The 21,106-nt window shown below is 37.5% G+C and carries 26 protein-coding genes; 20 read left to right on the top strand and 6 right to left on the bottom strand.

Annotated elements, in window-relative coordinates:
• Positions 1 to 108: 108 nt before the first annotated feature.
• Positions 109 to 1,143, top strand: a complete 1,035-nt coding sequence (locus RGB74_RS11385; protein WP_310759423.1) for a CAP domain-containing protein — start codon at positions 109 to 111, stop codon at positions 1,141 to 1,143.
• 64 nt (positions 1,144 to 1,207) lie between these two features.
• Here the strand turns inward: RGB74_RS11385 and RGB74_RS11380 are convergent, their stop codons facing one another.
• On the bottom strand, positions 1,208 to 1,681 hold the full coding sequence (locus RGB74_RS11380; protein WP_310759422.1) for a PaaI family thioesterase: 474 nt from the start codon (positions 1,679 to 1,681) through the stop codon (positions 1,208 to 1,210).
• 169 nt (positions 1,682 to 1,850) lie between these two features.
• On the opposite strand from RGB74_RS11380, the gene ylbD reads away from it, so the two are divergent.
• The 4 genes from ylbD (at position 1,851) to RGB74_RS11360 (ending at position 3,605) form a co-directional block, all read left to right on the top strand.
• Positions 1,851 to 2,252 (top strand): spore coat protein YlbD, encoded by a 402-nt coding sequence (gene ylbD / locus RGB74_RS11375; protein ID WP_310759421.1) that lies wholly within the window; start codon positions 1,851 to 1,853, stop codon positions 2,250 to 2,252.
• 16 nt (positions 2,253 to 2,268) lie between these two features.
• A complete protein-coding gene (locus RGB74_RS11370) occupies positions 2,269 to 2,571 on the top strand; it encodes a YlbE-like family protein (RefSeq protein WP_310759420.1) in 303 nt (100 codons plus the stop codon).
• A 44-nt stretch (positions 2,572 to 2,615) separates the two neighbouring features.
• The gene (locus RGB74_RS11365) at positions 2,616 to 3,053 is read left to right on the top strand and encodes a hypothetical protein (RefSeq protein ID WP_310759419.1); all 438 of its coding nucleotides are present in this window, start codon (positions 2,616 to 2,618) and stop codon (positions 3,051 to 3,053) included.
• Positions 3,054 to 3,170: 117 nt separating this feature from the next.
• On the top strand, positions 3,171 to 3,605 hold the full coding sequence (locus RGB74_RS11360; RefSeq protein ID WP_310759418.1) for a YlbF/YmcA family competence regulator: 435 nt from the start codon (positions 3,171 to 3,173) through the stop codon (positions 3,603 to 3,605).
• A 3-nt stretch (positions 3,606 to 3,608) separates the two neighbouring features.
• Here RGB74_RS11360 and RGB74_RS11355 read toward each other — a convergent pair whose 3' ends face one another.
• Complete coding sequence (locus RGB74_RS11355) at positions 3,609 to 3,932, bottom strand: hypothetical protein (protein ID WP_310759417.1); 324 nt, start codon at positions 3,930 to 3,932, stop codon at positions 3,609 to 3,611.
• An 87-nt stretch (positions 3,933 to 4,019) separates the two neighbouring features.
• Here RGB74_RS11355 and RGB74_RS11350 point away from each other — a divergent pair, with 87 nt between their 5' ends.
• A complete protein-coding gene (locus tag RGB74_RS11350) occupies positions 4,020 to 4,295 on the top strand; it encodes a YlbG family protein (RefSeq protein WP_310759416.1) in 276 nt (91 codons plus the stop codon).
• 168 nt (positions 4,296 to 4,463) lie between these two features.
• Here the strand turns inward: RGB74_RS11350 and RGB74_RS11345 are convergent, their stop codons facing one another.
• Positions 4,464 to 4,841: a DUF7147 family protein gene (locus tag RGB74_RS11345; RefSeq protein ID WP_310759415.1), complete on the bottom strand. Its 378-nt coding sequence runs from the start codon at positions 4,839 to 4,841 to the stop codon at positions 4,464 to 4,466.
• A gap of 479 nt (positions 4,842 to 5,320) precedes the next feature.
• Between RGB74_RS11345 and rsmD the strand changes: the two genes are divergently transcribed.
• Complete coding sequence (gene rsmD / locus RGB74_RS11340; RefSeq protein ID WP_396136063.1) at positions 5,321 to 5,872, top strand: 16S rRNA (guanine(966)-N(2))-methyltransferase RsmD; 552 nt, start codon at positions 5,321 to 5,323, stop codon at positions 5,870 to 5,872.
• A gap of 23 nt (positions 5,873 to 5,895) precedes the next feature.
• Positions 5,896 to 6,384 carry a pantetheine-phosphate adenylyltransferase gene (coaD, locus tag RGB74_RS11335; protein ID WP_310759413.1) on the top strand — a complete coding sequence of 163 codons (489 nt, stop codon included), beginning with the start codon at positions 5,896 to 5,898 and terminating at the stop codon, positions 6,382 to 6,384.
• Here coaD and ylbJ read toward each other — a convergent pair.
• Positions 6,381 to 7,598, bottom strand: coding sequence for a sporulation integral membrane protein YlbJ (gene ylbJ / locus RGB74_RS11330; RefSeq protein ID WP_310759412.1), 1,218 nt, complete (start codon positions 7,596 to 7,598; stop codon positions 6,381 to 6,383). The two genes, coaD and ylbJ, sit on opposite strands and share 4 nt — an antisense overlap.
• Before the next feature lie 126 nt (positions 7,599 to 7,724).
• Between ylbJ and RGB74_RS11325 the strand changes: the two genes are divergently transcribed.
• The gene (locus tag RGB74_RS11325) at positions 7,725 to 8,519 is read left to right on the top strand and encodes a patatin-like phospholipase family protein (RefSeq protein WP_310759411.1); all 795 of its coding nucleotides are present in this window, start codon (positions 7,725 to 7,727) and stop codon (positions 8,517 to 8,519) included.
• Complete coding sequence (locus tag RGB74_RS11320) at positions 8,509 to 9,552, top strand: SepM family pheromone-processing serine protease (protein WP_310759410.1); 1,044 nt, start codon at positions 8,509 to 8,511, stop codon at positions 9,550 to 9,552. Before RGB74_RS11325 ends, RGB74_RS11320 begins: the two co-directional genes overlap by 11 nt.
• Positions 9,553 to 9,687: 135 nt before the next feature.
• Here the strand turns inward: RGB74_RS11320 and RGB74_RS11315 are convergent, their stop codons facing one another.
• Entirely contained in the window at positions 9,688 to 10,890 is a 1,203-nt protein-coding gene (locus RGB74_RS11315) for a nucleotidyltransferase (RefSeq protein ID WP_310759409.1), read from the bottom strand.
• Between the two features lie 152 nt (positions 10,891 to 11,042).
• Here RGB74_RS11315 and RGB74_RS11310 point away from each other — a divergent pair, with 152 nt between their 5' ends.
• From RGB74_RS11310 to RGB74_RS11295, 4 genes are all read left to right on the top strand, one after another.
• Positions 11,043 to 11,561, top strand: a complete 519-nt coding sequence (locus tag RGB74_RS11310; protein ID WP_310759408.1) for a YceD family protein — start codon at positions 11,043 to 11,045, stop codon at positions 11,559 to 11,561.
• A gap of 51 nt (positions 11,562 to 11,612) precedes the next feature.
• On the top strand, positions 11,613 to 11,786 hold the full coding sequence (gene rpmF, locus RGB74_RS11305) for a 50S ribosomal protein L32 (protein WP_066240492.1): 174 nt from the start codon (positions 11,613 to 11,615) through the stop codon (positions 11,784 to 11,786).
• A gap of 78 nt (positions 11,787 to 11,864) precedes the next feature.
• Positions 11,865 to 12,626 (top strand): enoyl-CoA hydratase/isomerase family protein, encoded by a 762-nt coding sequence (locus RGB74_RS11300; protein WP_310759407.1) that lies wholly within the window; start codon positions 11,865 to 11,867, stop codon positions 12,624 to 12,626.
• Positions 12,627 to 12,716: 90 nt separating this feature from the next.
• Positions 12,717 to 13,280 carry an RsfA family transcriptional regulator gene (locus tag RGB74_RS11295; protein ID WP_310759406.1) on the top strand — a complete coding sequence of 188 codons (564 nt, stop codon included), beginning with the start codon at positions 12,717 to 12,719 and terminating at the stop codon, positions 13,278 to 13,280.
• Between the two features lie 290 nt (positions 13,281 to 13,570).
• Here RGB74_RS11295 and RGB74_RS11290 read toward each other — a convergent pair whose 3' ends face one another.
• Positions 13,571 to 14,050, bottom strand: coding sequence for an N-acetyltransferase (locus RGB74_RS11290; RefSeq protein ID WP_310759405.1), 480 nt, complete (start codon positions 14,048 to 14,050; stop codon positions 13,571 to 13,573).
• 165 nt (positions 14,051 to 14,215) lie between these two features.
• Between RGB74_RS11290 and RGB74_RS11285 the strand changes: the two genes are divergently transcribed.
• The 6 genes from RGB74_RS11285 to bshC all read left to right on the top strand — a co-directional run bounded on the left by RGB74_RS11285 (position 14,216) and on the right by bshC (position 21,056).
• A complete protein-coding gene (locus RGB74_RS11285; protein WP_310759404.1) occupies positions 14,216 to 15,559 on the top strand; it encodes an acetyl-CoA carboxylase biotin carboxylase subunit in 1,344 nt (447 codons plus the stop codon).
• Positions 15,560 to 15,577: 18 nt separating this feature from the next.
• Positions 15,578 to 15,790, top strand: coding sequence for an acetyl-CoA carboxylase biotin carboxyl carrier protein subunit (locus RGB74_RS11280; RefSeq protein ID WP_310759403.1), 213 nt, complete (start codon positions 15,578 to 15,580; stop codon positions 15,788 to 15,790).
• 51 nt (positions 15,791 to 15,841) lie between these two features.
• Positions 15,842 to 17,380: an acyl-CoA carboxylase subunit beta gene (locus RGB74_RS11275; protein ID WP_310759402.1), complete on the top strand. Its 1,539-nt coding sequence runs from the start codon at positions 15,842 to 15,844 to the stop codon at positions 17,378 to 17,380.
• A 472-nt stretch (positions 17,381 to 17,852) separates the two neighbouring features.
• Positions 17,853 to 18,749, top strand: a complete 897-nt coding sequence (locus RGB74_RS11270; RefSeq protein WP_310759401.1) for a ketopantoate reductase family protein — start codon at positions 17,853 to 17,855, stop codon at positions 18,747 to 18,749.
• Between the two features lie 216 nt (positions 18,750 to 18,965).
• On the top strand, positions 18,966 to 19,220 hold the full coding sequence (locus tag RGB74_RS11265; RefSeq protein ID WP_310759400.1) for a DUF3397 family protein: 255 nt from the start codon (positions 18,966 to 18,968) through the stop codon (positions 19,218 to 19,220).
• 213 nt (positions 19,221 to 19,433) lie between these two features.
• Positions 19,434 to 21,056 (top strand): bacillithiol biosynthesis cysteine-adding enzyme BshC, encoded by a 1,623-nt coding sequence (gene bshC / locus RGB74_RS11260; RefSeq protein WP_310759399.1) that lies wholly within the window; start codon positions 19,434 to 19,436, stop codon positions 21,054 to 21,056.
• Positions 21,057 to 21,106 lie beyond the last annotated feature (50 nt).

Here is a 21,106-nt window from a genome sequence, read left to right as displayed (position 1 = left end):
AATAAAAAGCAAACAGTGTCATCACAGATGATGCTGTTTTTTTATTAAAGCCATATAAGTACCTGTATGCTACACTAATAATAACAGACAGATACAGGGGGAACCTTAATGCGTGGATTGGCGACATTTTTTCTTTCCGTCCTTATTTTAATTGGGTTGTTTTTTCAGGATTTGCTTCCAGATTTCAAGACTGAAAAAGAACCGATTAAAACGAAACTGGAATATGCAGGTGAACAATCTGTTAAGATTCCAGATGATGCAGTATCAAATTGGATAGGTAAAGACATAAAGTCCTTTAACAAAAGGTGGGGTGAGCCTGAGAGAATTGATCCCTCAGCTTATGGATATGAGTGGTATATTTATGCGAGTAAAAATACGAAAGGGTATTTGCAAGCTGGAGTTGAAGACGGGGAAATCGTAACACTTTATGTTATTGGTTCAGATGTAAATACAAAGCCGTTTACTATTGGAGCGTCTTCTAATGACATTATTCAGAACTATCCAGTTGAAAGTGATATTACCATTCATGATGGGGAAGATTTTTTTAAATTCGAACTTTCAGAAGAAGAAGTTATGATTAGACCGCTTGTTGATTTAGGGAATGATGTTTGGGTTCAGCTTTATTTTGATAAATTCACAAATAAATTGTCGAGTGTAAGATACTTAACTGCAGATATTCTATTAAAGCAGAGACCTTATTCGATTGTGTACCGTGGAGATCTCCCATCTCTTCCAAACATTACAGAGGCAAAACAAAAAGAAATTGATGATTCTGAACAGCAGGAAATTTATGAACTTTCGAATGTGATTCGGATGAACTATAATTTAAATCCGCTTGAATGGGATAATGCTGCGTCTGAAGTTGCTTTTCTTCATTCAAAAGATATGGCTGATCAAAATTATTTCTCTCACAAAAGTAAGGACGGAAGGACGTTATCAGACAGACTAGAGGATGGGAATGTAACGTTTTTACAAGCGGGAGAAAATATTGCGGCCAATTATACAGATGGTATCGCTGCTGTCCAGGGATGGATGAATAGCGAGGGTCACAGGAAAGCTTTATTAAATAAAGAGTATACTCATCTGGGCGTTGGTGTTTATAAGAAATATTACACACAAAATTTTATAGTACCAGCACAATAAAAAACTGGCTCTGAAGCTGCATTCTTCAGAAGCCGGTTTTTTTGTTTTTCCTATAAGGTCCTATTTATAACTTGAAGAAAGTACCTGTGGCTGAAGCTATTAAAGTCCCAGTCTCATTTCTTATTTTCCCTTCCGTTCGGACCAATTGCCTCCCGTTATGTACAACTTCAGCTCGGCAAATGAATTTTTCACCGACTCCAGGAGTTAGAAAATCAACTTTCATTTCAACTGTAACAGCACCTTTGTTGTTTCCGGGAACACGGCTAGCCAATGTTCCCATAGCTGTATCAAGCAACGTTGCTGTAAGACCTCCATGAACAATGCCTATAGAATTATCAAGCAGAGGAGTGTTCGGCATAACCATTTCCAAAGCCTTATCGTCCATGTAAGTTGTTTCAAATTGTAATAACCCAGATATATGGGTTTTGCTAGGCTTATGACGCTTAGCTTTTAAACTAGTTAGAACAAGCTTTAATACATCTTGTTCTTCAGAACTGCTTTCTTGAATAAAATGATTTAGTTCTTCTCTAATATCCATGATGATGTCCCTCAACCTTTTTCCTTTATTGTAACTCTTTAAGTACAGTTGAATAAAGTAAACAGAATTTATAAGAAAAATTATAAAAAAATGGGCGCACCATTTTATGGGCATTTATGTATCATGTAATAGATAATGAATCGTCAGTGGACGGCTGGGGGTGTATTCTGTGGTAAAGACTGATATTGAAAGTTTTAAGGAATTTGTACAAAAACATCCTGATCTAGTTAAAGAAGTTAAGAAAAATAACCGGCCTTGGAAAGAAATATATCAAGACTGGATTATTTTAGGCGAAGAGCATGAAAGCTGGAACCAGTATACAAGAAACAAAAGTAATAACAAAAAAGAAAAAACTCCTTTAAAAGAACGAACGAAAGCGGAACTGACAGTTGGAGATATTGTTTCTGGGTTAAGCAAATTGCAAATCACTGATGTTCAAAAGTATTTATCTCAATTTGGAAGTTTAATGGATGCTGTTCAGGAACTTCTGCAGCAATTTAACAATCAGTCTGACAGATCTACCCAGCTGCCGGAGAATAATATTCATGATTATCCTTCCTATAAAGATTAAAGGATGTGTATCCGGAGTGCGCAGAGATATATTGGAATATTTAAATACAAGACCTGATCTTAAATATTTTATAAGAGAGAAGCCGGAATGGTATCGCAAATTAAGCCGAAATCCATTTTCAGTTGCAGAGTTAGAAGAAGAATCTAAAGTGTTTTACGGAAGAACGTTTGGACAGCGTGTCGATCGTTTCCATCAGCAAGTGCAAAACTTCGGACTTCTTATGGAGCTGATCAGTGTAATGGGTGAAGATAAATCAGAAGGGCTGCCAGATCTGCCGCCAGATATCCCCTTGCAAGACATCCCGATAATGGATAATTAGATATGAAATGGAAAAAACTATCTCTAGAAGGAGTGGTTTTTTTCATGAATAAAAAGAAAATAAGATTACTAATCGTTTTTTTAAGTACATTTGTTTGTGCAGTATACTTCATTAAGTTCAGTAATAACCAACTGCAACAGCAAAATGATTCTATCGAAAATCGTGAGACAATTGAAGCAACGGCCAGCTATCCATTATCAGGTCGTGATTGGGCTGTAAAATATCGTGTTAAAAAAAAAGGAATTTATTTCGAAAATGTTATTTCGAGATTCTCTTTTCAAGGCAGCGATTCTAACCTTCCGTCAAATATGGATGGGTATATTGCAGTATTCATAGACGGAAAATGGAAGATGAACGTACACAAGTCGATTTTCATAATAAAGCAGTTGCCTCAAGGAAAACATGAAGTTTCACTGAGGTTAAAGAAAAAAGATGGTACTGATTATGGATTAAAGAAAGATATTTATGTTCATGTTCGCTGACCCTTCTTAATGAGAGGGGTTTTATTTTTTGACGGGATATGTACACCATGCTTTTATATAAGAGTGATATCCGCTATAATAATATAGAAACCTCATACCTAAAGGGAGGTGTGAAGTATGAGTATAGATCAGAAGGAATTGCTGGATGGTTCATTTGCATTGGCAGACATGGTTGCAAATTCCAGTATTGCAGAAGACTATCGAAATACGAAACATATATTAGAACAAGATAGACAAGCTCAGAAAATGATTGCTCGTTTTTCTGAGATGAAGGATAAATACGAGGAAGTTCAGCGGTTTGGGAAGTATCATCCTGATTTTCATACTGTATCTAGTGATGTTCGAAAGCTAAAGCGAGAACTTGATTTTCATGAGAACATTGCAAATTTTAAAAAAGCTGAAAAAGAATTGGAAAATCTTTTGATAGAATGCAGCAGAATATTGGCTTATAGTGTTTCAGAACATATAAAAGTGCCGACTGGTAATCCATTTTTTGATCAAAGTTCTTGCAGCGGCGGCTGTGGATCTGGCGGTTCATGCGGGTGCGCATAAACATTATTGATTTTTTAACCTGATACAATCAAAGCATAAATTTCCGCAGCAGAACATTTTCTCTTGCGGAACAAGGAAACGCATCCGAAATACAAAAAGGTTTTCTTCAGACCTTACAAATGCCAGTTCGAGTGTAAGCCGTTTTCCTTTCATTGCTTTAACCGCATACTTCTTTAAAATGGATATTGTATCATCCAACGTTGTTCCGGGATCAGCAGATACATAAACAAAAGGAATGCCTGCCATCACCTTTTTATCGATGGAGATGATGTGAGAATTTATCTTAATATGATTAAAGAATATAATCCATATGTCATTTAAGTCCATTATGCAGCACATCCTTATTCAACTATTTTTAAAATTCTACGTATTTTAGCATATATTTTTTTTAGTATAATAAAAGGGGCTTTTATTATGATAGGTAACCGCAGAGGACTTTCTGTCTATCTTCATTCATTAAAGTTTTCAAAGCAATTGCGCCGCTACGGCAATGTTCATTATGTATCCAGAAGATTAAAATATGCCGTATTGTATTGTGATGGAAATAAAATTGATGAAATAGCAGAAAAGCTTACTTCACTGCATTTTGTAAAAGAAGTAAAAAAATCTCACAAACCAGATATTAAAACTGAATACGAAAGCAAAATCGTAGACAAAGCAAAAGAATACGATTACAAAATGGGTATTTAAATACAGGCAAGCAATGCCAATTAGGCTGCTGCCTGTTTTTTTATTTCACTTTAAGAGAGTATAACTAATTACCTCGCTGAATTACGATGTAGTGACAAGTTTAGGTATTATGTTTAAGTGCAGCTAAGGCTGACGGGAAAGGCTTTGCGTCAGCCAAGTTTTCTTTATCTACAATAGAGGCGGTATTAAGTAGTTCAATCGCAAAATACCAGTTAAGTAATGAAAAAATAGTTCGGTATCAGCAAAATCAGTTGATGGTTTAACATCAAATGTAATGATTTCTTTGTTCACTTCATCAGCTTTAGCTTTAAACAATTCATATCTTTTTGAGGGAACCGGTATCCCTTCTCTGCAAATATATAGCGGCTGAAATTTCCCTTCTGCGGCAGGGTCTAGTACAGCGATGAACGAAGCATATTCTTTATTATCTTTTTTAACCTTTAAACATAAAAGCTGGGATAAACGGTTCTGATTGGTCTCTATAATCTCTAACAGCTCATAAAGATCAGAATACCCTTCTCCGAGTTCTATAAATCGTTGAATCATAGTGTGCTGCTCCTTTCTTCTCTTAAAAATGTAGCACAAAGGACAAAGAGGTTAAAGAGCTTTATCGATATTAGAAGCTAAATGCAGCAGGAAGTGAAGAATCGAGGAATGACGAACAAAGCTTACTCAAAGACCGTGAGTTGCGACGATTAATGAAGGATCAAAACTGTCAAAGAGATTCGCAGCTTATCTTGATCAACAAACAAAAAAACCTGCAGCTACTAGCTGCAGGTTGCCTTCAAAACAAAATCACTTCTGTTCAAAGGCGATGGGAGAGGAGAAACCGGATGAAGAACTTATGGGGAGTAAGTCTTCTCCGCGGTTGGCAACAACATCGTTCACTGATGTTGTTAAATGTAGTATGACCTCATTTATTTTGCCTTATACTTATAGGAATAAGATTTCATTATTTGATTACATGAATACTTATGATAGGATAGGTAATGGAAAAAAGGATAAAAGAATCAGGTGAAAAAATAGTGAGAGTAATAGCAGGCGATTGTAAAGGAAGACCGCTTAAGGCGGTACCAGGAATGGGTACAAGACCTACAACTGATAAAATAAAAGAATCAATCTTTAATATGATCGGTCCCTATTTTGATGGTGGACAAGGACTGGATCTTTATGGCGGCAGCGGCGGATTGGGCATTGAAGCGCTCAGCCGGGGAATGGATCATTTTATTTTTATCGATAAAGATCAGAAAGCCTTACAGACGATTAAAGAGAATTTAAAACAATGTAACTATGAGGAAAAAGCTGAAATTTTTCGAAACGATGCAAAACGTGCATTGAAAGCGCTTCACAAAAGAGAGCTGTGTTTTGATATGATATTCTTAGATCCTCCATACGCAAAACAAATGTTAATGAAGGACATTGAAGAAATTGATAAGCTTGCTCTATTATCGGACAGTGGAAGTATAGTAGCTGAGCACGGAACAGATGTTTCGCTTCCTGAAAAAATAGGTGATTTCGAGCTAGTTAGACAGGAAACTTACGGCAAAACAACGACAATCTCGATTTTTAAACGCTAATTAGATGATATGAGGTGGATTTTATGCCAACGACGGCAGTATGTCCTGGAAGCTTTGACCCTGTAACTCGCGGACATTTGGACATTATTAAACGCGGTGCTGATGTATTTGATGAAGTAATTGTAGTCGTAGCAAATAATCAAAGTAAAGATCCGTTATTTACGGTAGAAGAAAGAATAACTCTTTTAAAAGAAGTAACGGAAAAATTTCCGAATGTAAAAGTAGATTCCTTTAATGGTCTTTTGATCGATTATGTAAAAAGCATTGGAGCTAATGTAATCTTAAGAGGACTTCGTGCCGTATCTGACTTTGAGTATGAAATGAAAATTGCATCCATTAATAAAAAGCTGGATGATGGGGTAGAAACGTTCTTTATGATGACAAACAATCAGTATTCATTCTTAAGTTCGAGCATTGTAAAAGAAGCAGCAAAATATCACGCAAACGTTTCTGATCTTGTCCCTGAAATCGTAGAAAAAGCTTTAAAAGAAAAATACAACAGCCCCCGCTAATAGCGGAGGCTGTTTTTCTTCATCATATTTCGGCTCCATATACCGATAGAAATAAGCAAAAAGACGAGTGTTACATAATGACTGTTCGTTAGAGCAATCATACCCCATTCTCCAAGGTTTTCACTTTTTTCTTTAATAAAGTTAAATGCAGGTGCGGCATTGCTTTTAACGTTATACAAATAAGGGAATACTAACATGCATATTGCAGCTGACAAAAATCCGTGAATAATCCTGGCGAAAAAGAAGGGGCTGAATTTTATATCAGTTTCTGCGAGAATACTTGCAACTTGTGCCTGTACAGAAAGACCACTGAAAGCAAGAATAAAACTTGTTATCGCCGCTTGTTGTACAACAGATGATTGGGCAATACTTGTTAAATTGCTTCCTAATGTAATCTCAAATATTCCTTTCATAAGTGGGAGACTAAGCGTTTCTGAGAATGAGAATAAAAGAAATACAGGACTGATCAGTTTTGAAAGCAGCTCTGTAATTTGAAGAAGATCCATCATACGGCTGAGCACCGAGAAGAGTATGATAAATCCGCCGATCATAAGCAATGTTCTAGTAGATTGCTGTACTGCATCACCAAGCAGCTGTCCAATTGGCCGGTTATCTGCAAGGCGGGCGTTATGCATTTGTGTGAGAGCGTTCTTAATACCGCCGCCTCTCACAAAATCTTTTGAAAGAGGAGAATCTTTTTTGCTGCCATGAAACCGCATAATTAAACCGACAATGAAATTCCCGGCATAGTGGCTGACAGCAAGAACGATCCCAAGGGCTGGATTATGAAAAAACCCAACTGATATTGCGCTGAACATAAAAAGCGGGTTTGAACAGTTAGTGAATGAAACAAGTCTTTCAGCTTCAATCGTTGATATTTGTTTTTGATGCCATAGTCTCGCCGTCAGTTTAGCACCTGCTGGAAAGCCAGAGGAGATTCCCATTGCCCAGACAAAGCCTCCGCTACCGGGTACTCGAAACAACGGCCGCATGAGCGGTTCAAAAATGACTCCTATTAGATGTACAACACCAAACCCCATCAAGACTTCTGATAAGATAAAAAAAGGCATAAGTGAGGGAAAGACAACATCCCACCACATTTTAAGCCCATTAACAGAAGCTAAATACGTATCTTTTGGGTATATAATAATGGATAAGGCAATAATAATGGCCGAAACTGCCAGCACGACAGATTTAAAGTATGCTTTGTTCATCAATGGAGAGCTCCTCTCACTAAATAATACAAGTCTTACCTTGTCCTCATCCTTATTTATACGTATAGCCATACTCTTTAGACCATATGTTAAAAAAAGACGATGCTTCTAAAGGAGGAGCAATGGATGAATCAGCCGAAAATCGGACTTGCTCTTGGTTCAGGAGGAGCTAGAGGATTTGCCCATGTTGGAGTAATTAAAGCTTTGAGAGATGCAGATATCCCTATAGATATGATTGCAGGGAGCAGCATGGGTGCTCTAGTGGGTGCGATGGTTTGCATCGGACAAAGCGATGAGAACATGTATAGAATGGCAACTCTTTTTAAAAGAAAATATTATATGGATTATACAGTGCCGAAAATGGGCTTTATATCTGGAAAAAAAATAAAGGAACTCATGAAACTTCTTACAAAACAAAAAAATATTGAAGAAGCGGAAATTCCTTTAGCAATTGTTGCTACTGATCTAATCAAAGGGGAAAAAGTTGTTTTTAGACAAGGATCAATAGCGGATGCAGTAAGAGCAAGTATATCTATTCCAGGAATACTAGTGCCTGAAAAGATGGATGGCAAGCTATTAGTGGATGGGGGGGTAATTGACAGAGTTCCAGTTTCTGTAGTCAGGGAAATGGGAGCTGACTTAGTTATTGCTGTTGATATATCTCATTTTAAAGCCGAGCAGCAGGTATCCTCTATTTTTGATGTCATCTTTCAAAGTATCGATATTATGCAACGGGAAATGGTAAGATGGCATGAAGTTTCCTCAGATATTATGATCCGTCCAATGGTTGAACAATTTAGTTCAACAGCTTTTAAGGATGTTAATGATATAATTGCTATTGGGGAAGAATCAGGGAAAAAACATATACCGAAAATTCTAGAAAAGATTAGCGAGTGGAGGGAATCAACAAATGTCCAATAGTAAAGATGAGAAAAAGAGAAGCTTTTTCTCAAAGAATAAGGGAATTCTTTTAACCATATTGATCTTTGCCGTTTTAGTCTTTTATCCGCTGCCTTATTACATCACATCTCCAGGTGATGCAATGGTACTGGATCCAATTATTAAAGTAGAGGGCGGGGACGAAGATAAGGGGGAATTCATGCTTTTAACAGTAGCGGTGGGCAAAGCAAACATTCCTCAATACATATGGGCAAAATTCAGTGATTATAAAGAAGTTATACCTGCCAATCAAATTCGAAGTGATGAAGAAACCGATGAAGAATACAATCAGCGCCAGCTTCAGATGATGGAAGATTCGCAGCATGCAGCAACTGTTGTAGCGTTTCAGAGTGCTGGAAAAAAAGTAGATATTAAATATCATGGAGTGTATGTTACTGGAATAATGGAAGGCATGCCAGCTGAAGGCAAGTTAAAAGTCGCAGATAAAATAATCGCAGTTGACCATAAATCTGTTATGACAACTAAGGAACTTCTAGATGTACTTGGACCTAAAAAAGCTGGAGAAAAAGTTGATCTTACTGTTCTTCGCGGAGAGAAAAAAATGAATGTGAATCTTAATGTAGAACAGTTTCCGAAAAAATATATTCAAAATGAAGGACCTAAGGCAGGGCTTGGTATTACTTCTCCCGTAACTGATGTTTCGATTGCTACTGATCCTTCCATTAAGATTAATACTTCTCAAATCGGAGGGCCGTCAGCAGGCTTAATGTTTACACTCGAAATTATGGACCAGCTGCTTGATAAAGATATGACACACGGCAAAAAGATAGCAGGGACAGGGACAATGGATCTCGAGAAAAATGTAGGGCCTATCGGAGGTATTCAACAAAAAGTTGTCGCAGCTGAGGATGCGGGGGCTGAGATCTTTTTTGCGCCAGTAGCGGGTGATAACTACAAAGATGCACTAAAAGCAAAAAAAGATATCGGTTCAAAAATGAAGATAGTTCCTGTTAAGACGTTAGATGACGCACTGAATTATTTAAACAAGCTGTAAAAAAAGAAGGATGCGTGCGGTTTATTGATAACCGCACGCATTTTATGATTTTAATTGCATAAAAAAAGCTCGATCAGCAGGTTAATTACCCGCTGATCAAGCGCTATCCGAGAAATACGAGAACTATCTGCATTCCTATACCCTAATAGGCGGTGTGTTAAATTCTTCTTTCTCTGCTTCCAGCTTATTCTTTAGAACTCCTTGTGCATAAATTAAGGATGTTTTTGCTTCCATGTTGAGCCCTTTAAAATCATGCTTCGAAACAGTAGTTACCAACGGAAGTTCTAACGATTTTTTTATGGAACTTAAATATTGCTGACCTGTCTCTGTCATTCCTAATATCCGTAGGTAAGCAGGAGGAAAGTCTAAGATTTGGTGCATTTCTTCTTTTGTAATTTTATTTAAGATATGAAGACACGCTCTCTGAAGTCTAGTCCACGTATAACGCTTTGTTTTTAAATTTGTCATGAAAGTATGGAAATCAGAGGATATCTTCATCGCTTCAATCATTCTATACTCTAAGCCTTCTTCCACTTCATAAAATTGGTTTAATTCAGAAGGACTTGAAGATAATAGTTGATAACGAAGGAGAGGATAAAATCGTTCCCAGTTCATTAAAGTGCCTTTTTTTTCGATTTCTTCCGTTAAAGATTGAAAGGTAAAAGAAGGCATATAATTTCGAGCTTTATGAATATCATGAGAAAATACAGCTTCTCGAATGGCTGTTGCGCTGGCAATATTGCCTTTTCCAAGAGCAACATCATGATAATCTGCATTTTTTCTTTTTATTGAAAAAGGTTCTATTACTGAGCCGAGGTCACGTGCAGCTCTAATATACTCAAAGCCTAATATGTTATTTGGCTTGCTAAGATCTAAATGTAACGGTGTTTCGAGTGATTGATATGCTTTTGCAGCTGAAGCAGGATATGATAATCCTTGTGACGTAAATTCTTGAACATATGTATCAAAATCATTAGCTTGAGATTGGAGCAGATCGTGAGTATTTTGAAAAGCTGGAATGTCCCCAGATTCACTTCCAAAACAAAAAGATTCACATCCAGCAGCTTGTAGTAAAAAGATACTTCCAAACGCAAAACGCTGTGCATGGCTGGTAGCAAAGGAATACGGTAATTCGATTACGAGGTCAGCACCTCCTGAAAGAGCCATTTTTGTACGAGACCATTTTGAAAGAAGGGCTGGTTCCCCGCGCTGAAGGAAATTGCCGCTCATTACTGCGATTATACATGCAGCATCTGTTACTCTTTTCGTTTCTTGTAAATGATAATAATGTCCATTATGAAACGGATTATATTCTACAACAACACCAGCAGCCTTCATACTTGCACTCTCCCTTTACAGAGCTGTAATCTTTTACGTTTACATTGTACTAAAAACAAGTTAAAATCAAAAGTACTGCTGTAAAGATATCATATTGACAATTTATATTTTGACCGATATAATTACTACTGTTGCCTTGAGGTGATAAAGAGATGAAATGGTCACTACAAGAATTAAAAAATTTTTACCGTAAGCCGTTAACATTTGAACAAAATGTTGATGCTAGCGGTGTGATGGAAAAAGACCAAGAGATCAGAAGCATTGAACCTGTTCATATAGAAGGACATGCAGATGTAACTCAGCAAAAAGCCACTTTTTATTTGACAATAAAAGGGAAAATGGTGTTGCCTTGTGCTAACACTTTGGTTGATGTGGAATTTCCATTTTCGGTAAAAACAACGGAAATTTTTATTTTCGATCCCAATTATACGGAATATGAAGACGAAGAAAGCCTTCATAAAGTAGAGGGACATTACGTTGATCTTCTTCCTATCATCGAAGAGCATATTCTGCTTGAAAAGCCGTTGAAAATTACTGCTGCTGATGTTAAGGAAAGTCCAGCTCCGGATGAAGGAGAAGGATGGCAGAGGATTACGGATGAAGACCTAAAGAATCGGGTTGACCCGAGAATGGCCGGTCTAGCTAAATTTTTTGACAAAGACAATGAATGAAAGAATAGGTTATAATGATTCTTTCAAGACCTTTAAGGAGGTGGATACAAAATGGCAGTACCTTTTCGCAGAACATCACAAACTCGCCAAGCGAAGCGTCGTACACACTATAAGCTTTCCATGCCTGGTATGGTAAAGTGTCCACAGTGCGGAGAATACAAGTTATCTCACCGTGTTTGTCGTGAGTGTGGATCTTACAAAGGAAAAGAAGTAGTTAGCAAGTAATGAAAAACAGGGAGCCTTTGCTTCCTGTTTTTTCATATACATAAATATAAAGCGCTTTCTTGAACGGGGGTATGGAAGTTGACTGAACAACCTGTACTTTGGCATAAAAATAATCAAATCGGCTGGATTACCATTAACAGACCACATGTGAGAAATGCCATTAATTTTGATGTGATGAGTAAGCTTCAGGAGCTTTTTAATCTGGCAAAAGATGATGATGATGTAAAAGTTTTGGTTATTACAGGAGCCGGAACGCAAGCTTTTTGCTCTGGAGGGGATCTGGGCGCTTTTCATAGTTTAAAAACAGAACAAGAAGCACTGGGTATGTTATTAAAGATGGGAAAGGTACTGGAAGAATTATTTTTCTTTCCAAAACCAACAGTTGCTTTAGTAAATGGATTCGCGGTTGGCGGCGGATGCGAGCTGGCAGCAGCGTGTGATATAAGGCTTGCGCGCGCAGAAGCTAAAGTAGGTTTCATCCAAGGACGATTAGGAATTACAACTGGCTGGGGCGGAGGAAGTTATTTGTTAGAGAGAATCAGGCAAGAAGATGCGATGGATCTTCTTTACAGTTCTTCTCCCATTACTGCTAAACAAGCTATGGATCGCGGTTTTGTTCAATATGTAATTAAAGGCAGCAGCATAAAAGAAACCGAACTGTATTTGAGCAGATTTACGAAACAGCCTCTAGGCGTAATTACTTCATATAAATTACTTCAGCTCCAAAGAATCGATAAGAAAAAATTGATCGAGAATGTAAAACAGGAGATTTCCAGATGTGCAAAACTATGGTCTTCTGATGAACATCATAAAAGAGTAGATGCATTCTTAAGAAAATAAGTCATTCTCTCCCATTTAGTAGAATAAAAAGTCTATCTTTTCTACTACTAGCATATTCATATTACAAACCACTAAAATGGGGGGATATAAATGACGAATTTGCGCCAGGATGCCTGGACACAAGAAGAAGATACGATTCTTGCTCAAGTAACACTTAAACACATCAGAGATGGAAGTACACAGTTAGTAGCATTTGAAGAAGTAGGAGAAAAATTATCCCGGACTCCTGCAGCTTGCGGATTTCGATGGAATTCGCTCATCAGAAAACAATACGAAAGTTCAATTTCAGAAGCAAAGCAAGTGAGAAAAGACCGTAATAAAAGAAAAGGAAAACAAAACACTTCATACGCTGAAAAAACGGCTGTGGTTAACAGCCGAGACATAAAGCAAAGAAGCGGAAAACACCCTTCAATCGATGACGTCATTCACTTTTTGCAACAGTTGCAGCTGGAGAATCCACAAGCTGAAAATCTGGAAGTGGAAAATAAAAAGCTGCTCCTCAAACTTCAAGAGATTAAAAAAGAGAATGGGCATCTCAAGAAAAAACTAGATAAAGTAATGAAAGAATTCAATACCGTTTCCAGAGATTATAAAGAATTATTGCAAATCATGGATCGAGCAAGAAAGTTAGTTGAAGTACCTGTGAATAATTAAAATGTATCGACCCAAGAGCGCTGATTTTCGAGCTTTTGGGTCTTTTTGTTCTGTCTTATGACTAGTACTAAACGGAAAGTTGAATAATTCAACGAGTTTCGAAGTGAATCCAACAGATTTTGGCAATAATCCAACGAGTTTAGGACATAATCCAACGAGTTTTCATTATATACTCCCGAACATCCAAAAAACTACAACCTTCGACAATACCGAAAGTGTAGTTTAATCAAAAAAAAGAGGCGTGACCACAAAAGTTTTTTACTTTTGGGATCAGCCTCTTTTTGTTCATGTTATGCAAGACGTTGCTCACTTACTCCTTTTGGATACCATACGTAAGGATTTTGCCCTCGGTCTCGGTCTTGATTATAGGTTACTGCTTCAAAGCCCATTTTTTCCCAAAAGCCGCTGGATTGCTGTCTTCCGTTTGTTTTAACCGGCAGATTTAATGTCTTAGCAAACTCAACTAATGCTCTGCCAAGCCCTTTTGTTTGGTGATGAGGAAGGACTTCTAATTTCCAAAGTTCCAAATAATCCTGAGGCGGATCAAAATATTGATCATATGCTGCTTCAATCCGGTATAAGCTCATTCTGGCAACTAATTTATCACCATAATAAATACCATAAAAAGGTGACTCGCTGTCGTTCTCTATCATATTGTCCTGCAGATCTTCGAGCATTGAAAGTTCCTGAACACCATATTCTTTGAAATGCTTGAACTCTTCCAATGTTTTATAGTTAACTAACAATTTTTTTACTTCGTACTTAACCATGTTCTCTCCCCCTGCCATTCTGTACTTTTCTCTATAGTTATAGTATATACTAATTATGCTAAAAATTCTTTAAAAATAAAATATTCATTTAGTTTGCGCTTTCAAAAAGGAAATACCGTTTTTTTGTCGAAAAACGTTATGTTGACATCAGGAAGGAGGATGAATGTGAAAAAAATCTTAATTGCTAATCGAGGAGAAATTGCGCTTCGAATTATGAAGACATGTAAAGAAATGAACATTGAAACAGTTGCAGTTTATTCAGACGCAGACAAAGACCTCCCTTTTGTAAAAGCTGCTGATTATGCGGTGCATATTGGGGAATCACCGGTTGCCAAATCTTACTTGCAGAGTGATGCTATTTTAGAAGCTGCTATTTTGCATAAGGTGGATGCTGTCCACCCTGGTTACGGACTTTTATCTGAAAATGATGAGTTTGCCAAAAAAATAGAGAATGCGGGTATAAAATTTATTGGTCCATCACCACAAACCATCGAGTGGATGGGTGACAAAATCATGGCTCGGAAAACGATGCAGCAAGCAAGCGTTCCGATTGTACCTGGTACGATCGAGCCTATAGAAGATGTAGAAGAAGCTGTTAAACTTGCGGAGAAGATCGGCTATCCAGTCATGTTGAAGGCGAGCAGCGGCGGTGGCGGAATCGGAATGGTAAAGTGTTTAAATGAAGAGGACCTTCATAAGCATTTCATTTCAAGTCAGCAGCGTGCAAAGAACTATTTTGGTTCAGGCAGAATGTTTATTGAAAAATGCATCGAAAACGCGAGGCATATTGAAGTTCAGATTATGGGCGACAATCAGGGTAATATTGTTCATTTGTTTGAAAGAGACTGCAGCATTCAACGCAGAAATCAAAAAGTAGTCGAGGAATCACCATCGCCATTTTTAACGGAAGACCTGCGCAAAAGTATAACTGCTGCTGCTGTAGATGCAGCAAAGGCTGTTGATTATGTGAATGCGGGGACTGTTGAATTTGTAGTTAGTGAAACTGGTGAGTTCTACTTTTTAGAAATGAATACACGGCTACAGGTTGAACATCCTGTTACTGAAAGTATCACAGGGGTAGATTTAGTCAGATGGCAGCTCCAGGTTGCAAATGGTGAAGCATTGCCGCTAACACAGGATGAAATTGTTAGTAAAGGTCATGCGATTGAATTTAGACTTTATGCAGAAGACCCGGTTACTTTCTTTCCGTCTCCTGGAAAAATTGAAGAACTTGTATGGCCGCAAATGGAACATGTTAGAATAGACTTAGGTTATGAAAAAGGGAATCAAGTGACACCGTTTTATGATCCTATGATTGCGAAAATTATTGTAAGCGATTTCACAAGGGAAGGCTGTATCAATAAAGCAGTACAATTTTTTAATGAAATAGAAATCACCGGTCTTAAAACGAACACCGCTCTTTTTCAAAAATTATTAATAGAAGAAGATTTTAAAAAAGGTAATTATACTACTGATTTTTTATTAAAAAAGTCTGTATCTAAACCGTAAATATGAGGAGAGAGAGAAATGAAAGAAATTACAGCATCTATGGCAGGGACAGTATGGCAAGTATTAGTTAGTGAAGGTGATGAAGTTACAGCAGGACAAACTGTTGTGATTCTGGAATCTATGAAAATGGAGATCCCAGTGGATGCGGCAGAAGCTGGAACTGTTGAGAGCATCAAATTTGCATCAGGCGATTTTGTTAATGAGGGTGACGTATTAGTTACTTTGAAATAAGCGTATGCATACATTCTGAGCGAGCGCTCACTCTCTTGAAGGAGGTATAAAATGGTTGCTAAACTAGAAGATCAATTAAAAGAAAAAATTGACCAAATAGAAGCAGGCGGTGCACAAAAATATCACGAAAAAAACAGTGCTCAAAATAAGATGTTTGTTCGGGACCGTCTGAAACAATTGTTTGATGATGGAGAATATAGCGTTGAAGATGCAAAGTTTGCTAACAATCAAGCTGGAGACCTTCCTGCTGATGGTGTTGTCACGGCTATCGGAAAAGTTGGCGGTAAAACGGTTTGTGTTATGGCGAATGATTCAACGGTAAAAGCCGGTTCTTGGGGTGCAAGAACGGTAGAAAAAATTATCCGTATTCAAGAAACGGCTATGAAGCTGAAAGTTCCGATGATGTACCTTGTTGATTCTGCAGGTGCAAGAATTACAGACCAAATCGATATGTTTCCAAACCGCCGAGGTGCAGGGAAAATATTTTATAACCAAGTCAAAATGTCAGGAATGGTTCCGCAAGTTTGTGTACTATTTGGACCTTCTGCAGCTGGTGGAGCTTATATACCAGCATTCTGTGACATCGTTATCATGGTCGATCAAAATGCATCAATGTACTTAGGAAGTCCGCGTATGGCTGAAAAAGTCATCGGTGAGAAGGTAACCTTGGAAGAGATGGGCGGAGCAAGAATGCATTGTTCTGTAAGTGGATGCGGTGATTTACTGGCGTCAGATGAAACAGAAGCGATTTCAGAAGCACGCCGTTACTTATCTTATTTTCCAGGTAATTACAAGGAAGCTGTGCCGGTGATAGAAAGCGTTTCTCCAAAAGCCGGAAGAGAACTTGAGGAAATTGTACCGGAAAATCAAAACGTGCCTTTTGATATGTATGAGTTTATCGACCGATTGATCGACGAAGATAGCTTTTTTGAAATGAAAAAACTATTCGCGCAAGAAATTATTACAGGATTTGGACGTATGGATGGAAAGCCAGTAGGAATTATCGCGAATCAGCCTAAAGTTAAAGGCGGAGTTCTATTCGTTGATTCTGCAGACAAAGCAGCTCGCTTTATTACTTTATGCGATGCTTTCTCAATCCCACTTCTCTTCTTATCAGATGTACCAGGATTTATGATCGGCACTAAAGTTGAACGGGCAGGAATCATCAGACATGGTGCAAAGTTAATCGCTGCGATGAGTGATGTTACCGTACCGAAGATTTCAGTTATCGTACGTAAAGCTTATGGTGCAGGGCTATATGCGATGGCAGGACCTGCGTTTGAGCCGGATTGCTGTCTTGCGCTGCCTACAGCCCAAATTGCTGTAATGGGACCGGAAGCTGCGGTAAATGCTGTTTATTCTAATAAAATTAATGAGATAGAAGATGTGAAAGAACGAATTCAATATGTTCAGCAAAAACAACTAGAATACAAAGAACACATCGATATTTACAAACTAGCATCTGAAATGATTATTGATGATATCGTTTCACCTTCTTCTTTAAGAAGTGAACTGATTAACAGATATAAATTTTATAAAAATAAAGAAATGATATTCAGCGAACGGAAACATCCTGTATATCCGGTATAAAAAAAGCAGAGGGGCTGACACAAAAGTAGAATAACTTTTGAGGTCATGCCTCTTTTTTATAGGTTTTTCGCTAGTCTATTTTCTAAAAGATTGTTGCTTTTATCGAATATTGGTTATAATCTTCATTGGCCAGTTGATTAGAGTGCAAGGTGTGAGACTACGGCTAGAATAAGTGGGATTATCATAAAGCGGAGGCGGCTTGCTCAGTCCCGGCAAGCATAAAATGAATGGGTTAAGAGTGCGCTCTTTACCTTCAAGACCATTTAGCTTATGACCTCGAGGGGTTAACCGACGTAGACTAGACAGGAGAGACTCTGCTGGTGCAAAGCGACGTAGAGGCTCACCGCACACCACGAGGATTGCGAGCATCCGTAACGGAAATCAATTCACTTCTAAGAGCAACAAAAATTGCGATAACAGTTTTCTTTATATGGTAAAATTGCGCTAATAATCATTTGATTTGGAGGTACATATGAGAGTAAGTGTGATTGGCGGAGGAGCCATCGGATTATTAATTTCATATTTTCTTAAATTAAATCAACATGAACCGGTTCTTTATACGCGTACACTGGAACAGGCAAAAGCAATAAATCAATCAGGTTTAACATATATTGATAATTTCGGAAATACGGAAACCATACATATAGAAGTGAAGCAAGTAGAGGAATACGCAGGATTTGAAGACTATTGTGTTGTAACGGTAACGCAAAACGCCATTAAAGACCTGCGCTTTTTACATCAAAGGACGTTTAATAATATTTCGCTCTTGTTTCTGCAAAATGGAATGGGTCATATTGACTGGATAAAGAACTTGCCGCAAGAAAATATAAGCGTTGGTGTTGTTGAACATGGTGCAATGAAAGAGGGTTATACCTCTGTCCATCATGTTGGGATGGGGAAGGTTAAAGTTTCAGCATTCAGAGGCAATTTTGCTCTAGATTGGCAATCCATTTTTTCAAAGGTAGAATTATTTCCAGTCACATTGGAATCTAACTGGGAAAAGATGTTGTTGATAAAGCTAATTATAAATGCTTCAATCAACCCTGTTACAGCAATGCTTCGTATTCCAAATGGTCAATTATTAGATAATGGGTATGCATATAAGATGATGAAACATCTATTTGAAGAAACGATTCATGTTTTAAATATGAACGGAATGAAAGATGATTTATGGAAGGAATTGTTAACGATTTGCAGAAATACTTCCTTGAATCGATCTTCCATGCTAAAAAGCATCGAGAGTGGGAAACAAACTGAAATTGATAGCATTACGGGAGAAATTATAAAGCAAGCAAATAGTATGAATAAACCAGTACCGTTTTCTCGTTTTGCCTATTATGCTGTGAAAGGATTGGAATGGAGAGGATAAAAGGTTCTCAACCTTTTTACGCGGAGTGATAGCTACATTCGTAACAATTCCATATATTGTGTTTTTTGCAGTTTATCAAATTATCTTTAAAATAAAGGCTCTTTTCTAAAAGATTGTTGCTTTCATAACTCATTTTTATCATCTTCTTTGGAAGTTGATTGAAGTGGAAGGTAGCCAGACTCCTGCGGGACAGGCCGGCAGGTGAGACACTTAAGAGTGAAACGTCCGAATGTGGCTCACCGCCTGCCCCGCGGAAAGCGAGCAACCTGCAACGGAAATCAACTACTTTCAAAAGCAACAATGAATACGAAATCAGCCAAAATAAAAAAACGAAAAATGGCTTTTGAAGCAGGGACGGATGTAACAACTTTTTTCTTACTTATTTCGATAAACAGATTGTTTGTGGAAATTTGGGGTCATACCTATTATTGGATCCTTATTATTTTGTTTTTAAGCGGCTGTTTTTTATAACGATGCTCATTTGGAGAAATGATGTGGAGCTTTCTATAGTAAGGTTGAATTGGCGTTTGCAGTTTCTCATCCTTTCTGTTGGGTATTTTTCGTTAATTACATATGGCGTACTAAAACGAATTTTGGAAGTTTAGAGCAAATCTTTTATTGTAAGTTAAGTTAATTTGCTATACTCGATAAGGATGTAATTGAACGCAGAAAGGAAGTACATAAATGAGACTGGAGGAAATGAAGCTTCAAACGTCACCATTTCTTGAAGGTTATTTACAAGCAGATTTGGACGTTGCTCGTTTTTTTGATTATCAAAAACCTTACAATAAGCAGGAATGGATGAAAAGACATGAAGAACTGAAGCATCATCCATTTCCGAGAAAAGAACTGACAGAGTATTTGTTTACTTACAATGAAAAGATCGGATCTTCACGTAAAACGATGGATGCTATTCAAAAATTAAATAATCCAGAGACTGTTACTGTAGTAGGAGGTCAGCAGGCAGGACTTTTAACAGGACCTCTGCTTGTAATATATAAATGCATCAGTATCATTCAGTTAGCAAAACAAGCAGAAAAAGAATTAGGAATGCCGGTAGTTCCTGTTTTCTGGATCGCAGGTGAGGACCATGATATGGATGAAATTAACCATATTATGCTACCGAAAAATAATACAGCAAAGAAAACCTCATTTAAAGAAGCATCAGCTATTAAATCGTCGGCTTCTCTTTGGAAGTGGAATACGGAAAATGTAAAACCATGGATAGCAGAAGTTTTTCGATCATTCGGAGAAACGGCATACACACAAGACTTTAAAATAGAGACTGAAAGAATTCTCGATGAATCAGATTCCATCGTCACTTTTTTTGCAAAACTGCTTACGAAATGGTTTTCGGATGAAGGGCTAATCTTTTTAGATTCAGGTGATCCGGATTATAAGAAGCTTCAAACTCCTTATTTGGAAAAGATAATCAAGAATAATTCAGATATTGATGAGGCATTCAGATCTCAATCGAAAGAGCTTAATAAATTTGGATTTGATGATCCAATTGAAATTCAATCAAATAATGCTCATTTGTTTTATTCAAAAGAGGAAGAACGAATCTTGTTATATAGAGAGGGAAGCAGCTTTACATCGAAGGAAAAGGATTTTACAATCACAGAGGATCAGCTATTAAAAGAAGCAGCAGCTCATCCTGAGCGTTTCAGCAACAACGTTGTTACACGTCCGCTTATGCAGGAGTTTTTGCTTCCTACCCTCTCGTTTATTGCTGGCCCTGGAGAAATTGCCTACTGGGCAACATTGGGTAAGGTTTTTCATCTCTTTGACCGGAAGATGCCGATCCTTACTCCTAGACTGTCTGTAACGTTAGTTCCTGAAAAAACGACGCATCTATTAGAAGAAAAAGGTCTCGTTGTATCACAAGTTCTTGAAAATGGAACAGATGAGTATAAAAGAGATTGGTTTAATAAAAACCGGCCAGTTGAAACGAATGAAACCATTCAAACCGTCAAAGCTGAAATAGCAGATTCATATTCTCAGCTTATAAAATTAGCCAGTAAAATTGATGAGAATTTATTGCCAGTCACAGAAAAAAATCTGGATAGAATTTATGCAGAGATTGAATATATCGAGAAAAAAATGGAGCAGCGTGTTCGCAAAAAAGTAAAGGAACCGCTGGCGCAATTTGATGAACTTATGCTGGAGCTAAAGCCAGTTGGGAGCCTTCAAGAACGTGTGTGGAACATCTATCAATACATGAATGAATTCGGACCGGATCTCATCCGTCAACTTGTACAGTACCCGTTTATATTCAATGAAAAACATAAAATTATATATTTATAAATTTAATAGAAATATTTTTAAAAAAATCCTGTGTGACAGCAGGATTTTTT

It is taken from the genome of Bacillus sp. NEB1478 (assembly GCF_031582965.1).
In the GTDB taxonomy this organism is placed as follows: Bacteria; Bacillota; Bacilli; order Bacillales; family Fictibacillaceae; genus Fictibacillus.
This window is presented reverse-complemented; position numbering and strand designations above follow the sequence as displayed.

Coding starts and splice junctions, on each gene's coding strand:
- ylbJ (WP_310759412.1), bottom strand. CDS start 7,598: ATGAACAAAGCATACTTTAAATCTGTCGTGCTGGCAGTTTCGGCCATT.
- RGB74_RS11360 (WP_310759418.1), top strand. CDS start 3,171: ATGAGTATAGATCAGAAGGAATTGCTGGATGGTTCATTTGCATTGGCA.
- RGB74_RS11295 (WP_310759406.1), top strand. CDS start 12,717: ATGACGAATTTGCGCCAGGATGCCTGGACACAAGAAGAAGATACGATT.
- RGB74_RS11310 (WP_310759408.1), top strand. CDS start 11,043: ATGAAATGGTCACTACAAGAATTAAAAAATTTTTACCGTAAGCCGTTA.
- RGB74_RS11355 (WP_310759417.1), bottom strand. CDS start 3,932: ATGGACTTAAATGACATATGGATTATATTCTTTAATCATATTAAGATA.
- rpmF (WP_066240492.1), top strand. CDS start 11,613: ATGGCAGTACCTTTTCGCAGAACATCACAAACTCGCCAAGCGAAGCGT.
- RGB74_RS11345 (WP_310759415.1), bottom strand. CDS start 4,841: ATGATTCAACGATTTATAGAACTCGGAGAAGGGTATTCTGATCTTTAT.
- RGB74_RS11290 (WP_310759405.1), bottom strand. CDS start 14,050: ATGGTTAAGTACGAAGTAAAAAAATTGTTAGTTAACTATAAAACATTG.
- RGB74_RS11325 (WP_310759411.1), top strand. CDS start 7,725: ATGAATCAGCCGAAAATCGGACTTGCTCTTGGTTCAGGAGGAGCTAGA.
- RGB74_RS11280 (WP_310759403.1), top strand. CDS start 15,578: ATGAAAGAAATTACAGCATCTATGGCAGGGACAGTATGGCAAGTATTA.
- RGB74_RS11315 (WP_310759409.1), bottom strand. CDS start 10,890: ATGAAGGCTGCTGGTGTTGTTGTAGAATATAATCCGTTTCATAATGGA.
- RGB74_RS11320 (WP_310759410.1), top strand. CDS start 8,509: ATGTCCAATAGTAAAGATGAGAAAAAGAGAAGCTTTTTCTCAAAGAAT.
- RGB74_RS11350 (WP_310759416.1), top strand. CDS start 4,020: ATGATAGGTAACCGCAGAGGACTTTCTGTCTATCTTCATTCATTAAAG.
- RGB74_RS11270 (WP_310759401.1), top strand. CDS start 17,853: ATGAGAGTAAGTGTGATTGGCGGAGGAGCCATCGGATTATTAATTTCA.
- coaD (WP_310759413.1), top strand. CDS start 5,896: ATGCCAACGACGGCAGTATGTCCTGGAAGCTTTGACCCTGTAACTCGC.
- RGB74_RS11275 (WP_310759402.1), top strand. CDS start 15,842: ATGGTTGCTAAACTAGAAGATCAATTAAAAGAAAAAATTGACCAAATA.
- RGB74_RS11385 (WP_310759423.1), top strand. CDS start 109: ATGCGTGGATTGGCGACATTTTTTCTTTCCGTCCTTATTTTAATTGGG.
- RGB74_RS11365 (WP_310759419.1), top strand. CDS start 2,616: ATGAATAAAAAGAAAATAAGATTACTAATCGTTTTTTTAAGTACATTT.
- RGB74_RS11380 (WP_310759422.1), bottom strand. CDS start 1,681: ATGGATATTAGAGAAGAACTAAATCATTTTATTCAAGAAAGCAGTTCT.
- bshC (WP_310759399.1), top strand. CDS start 19,434: ATGAGACTGGAGGAAATGAAGCTTCAAACGTCACCATTTCTTGAAGGT.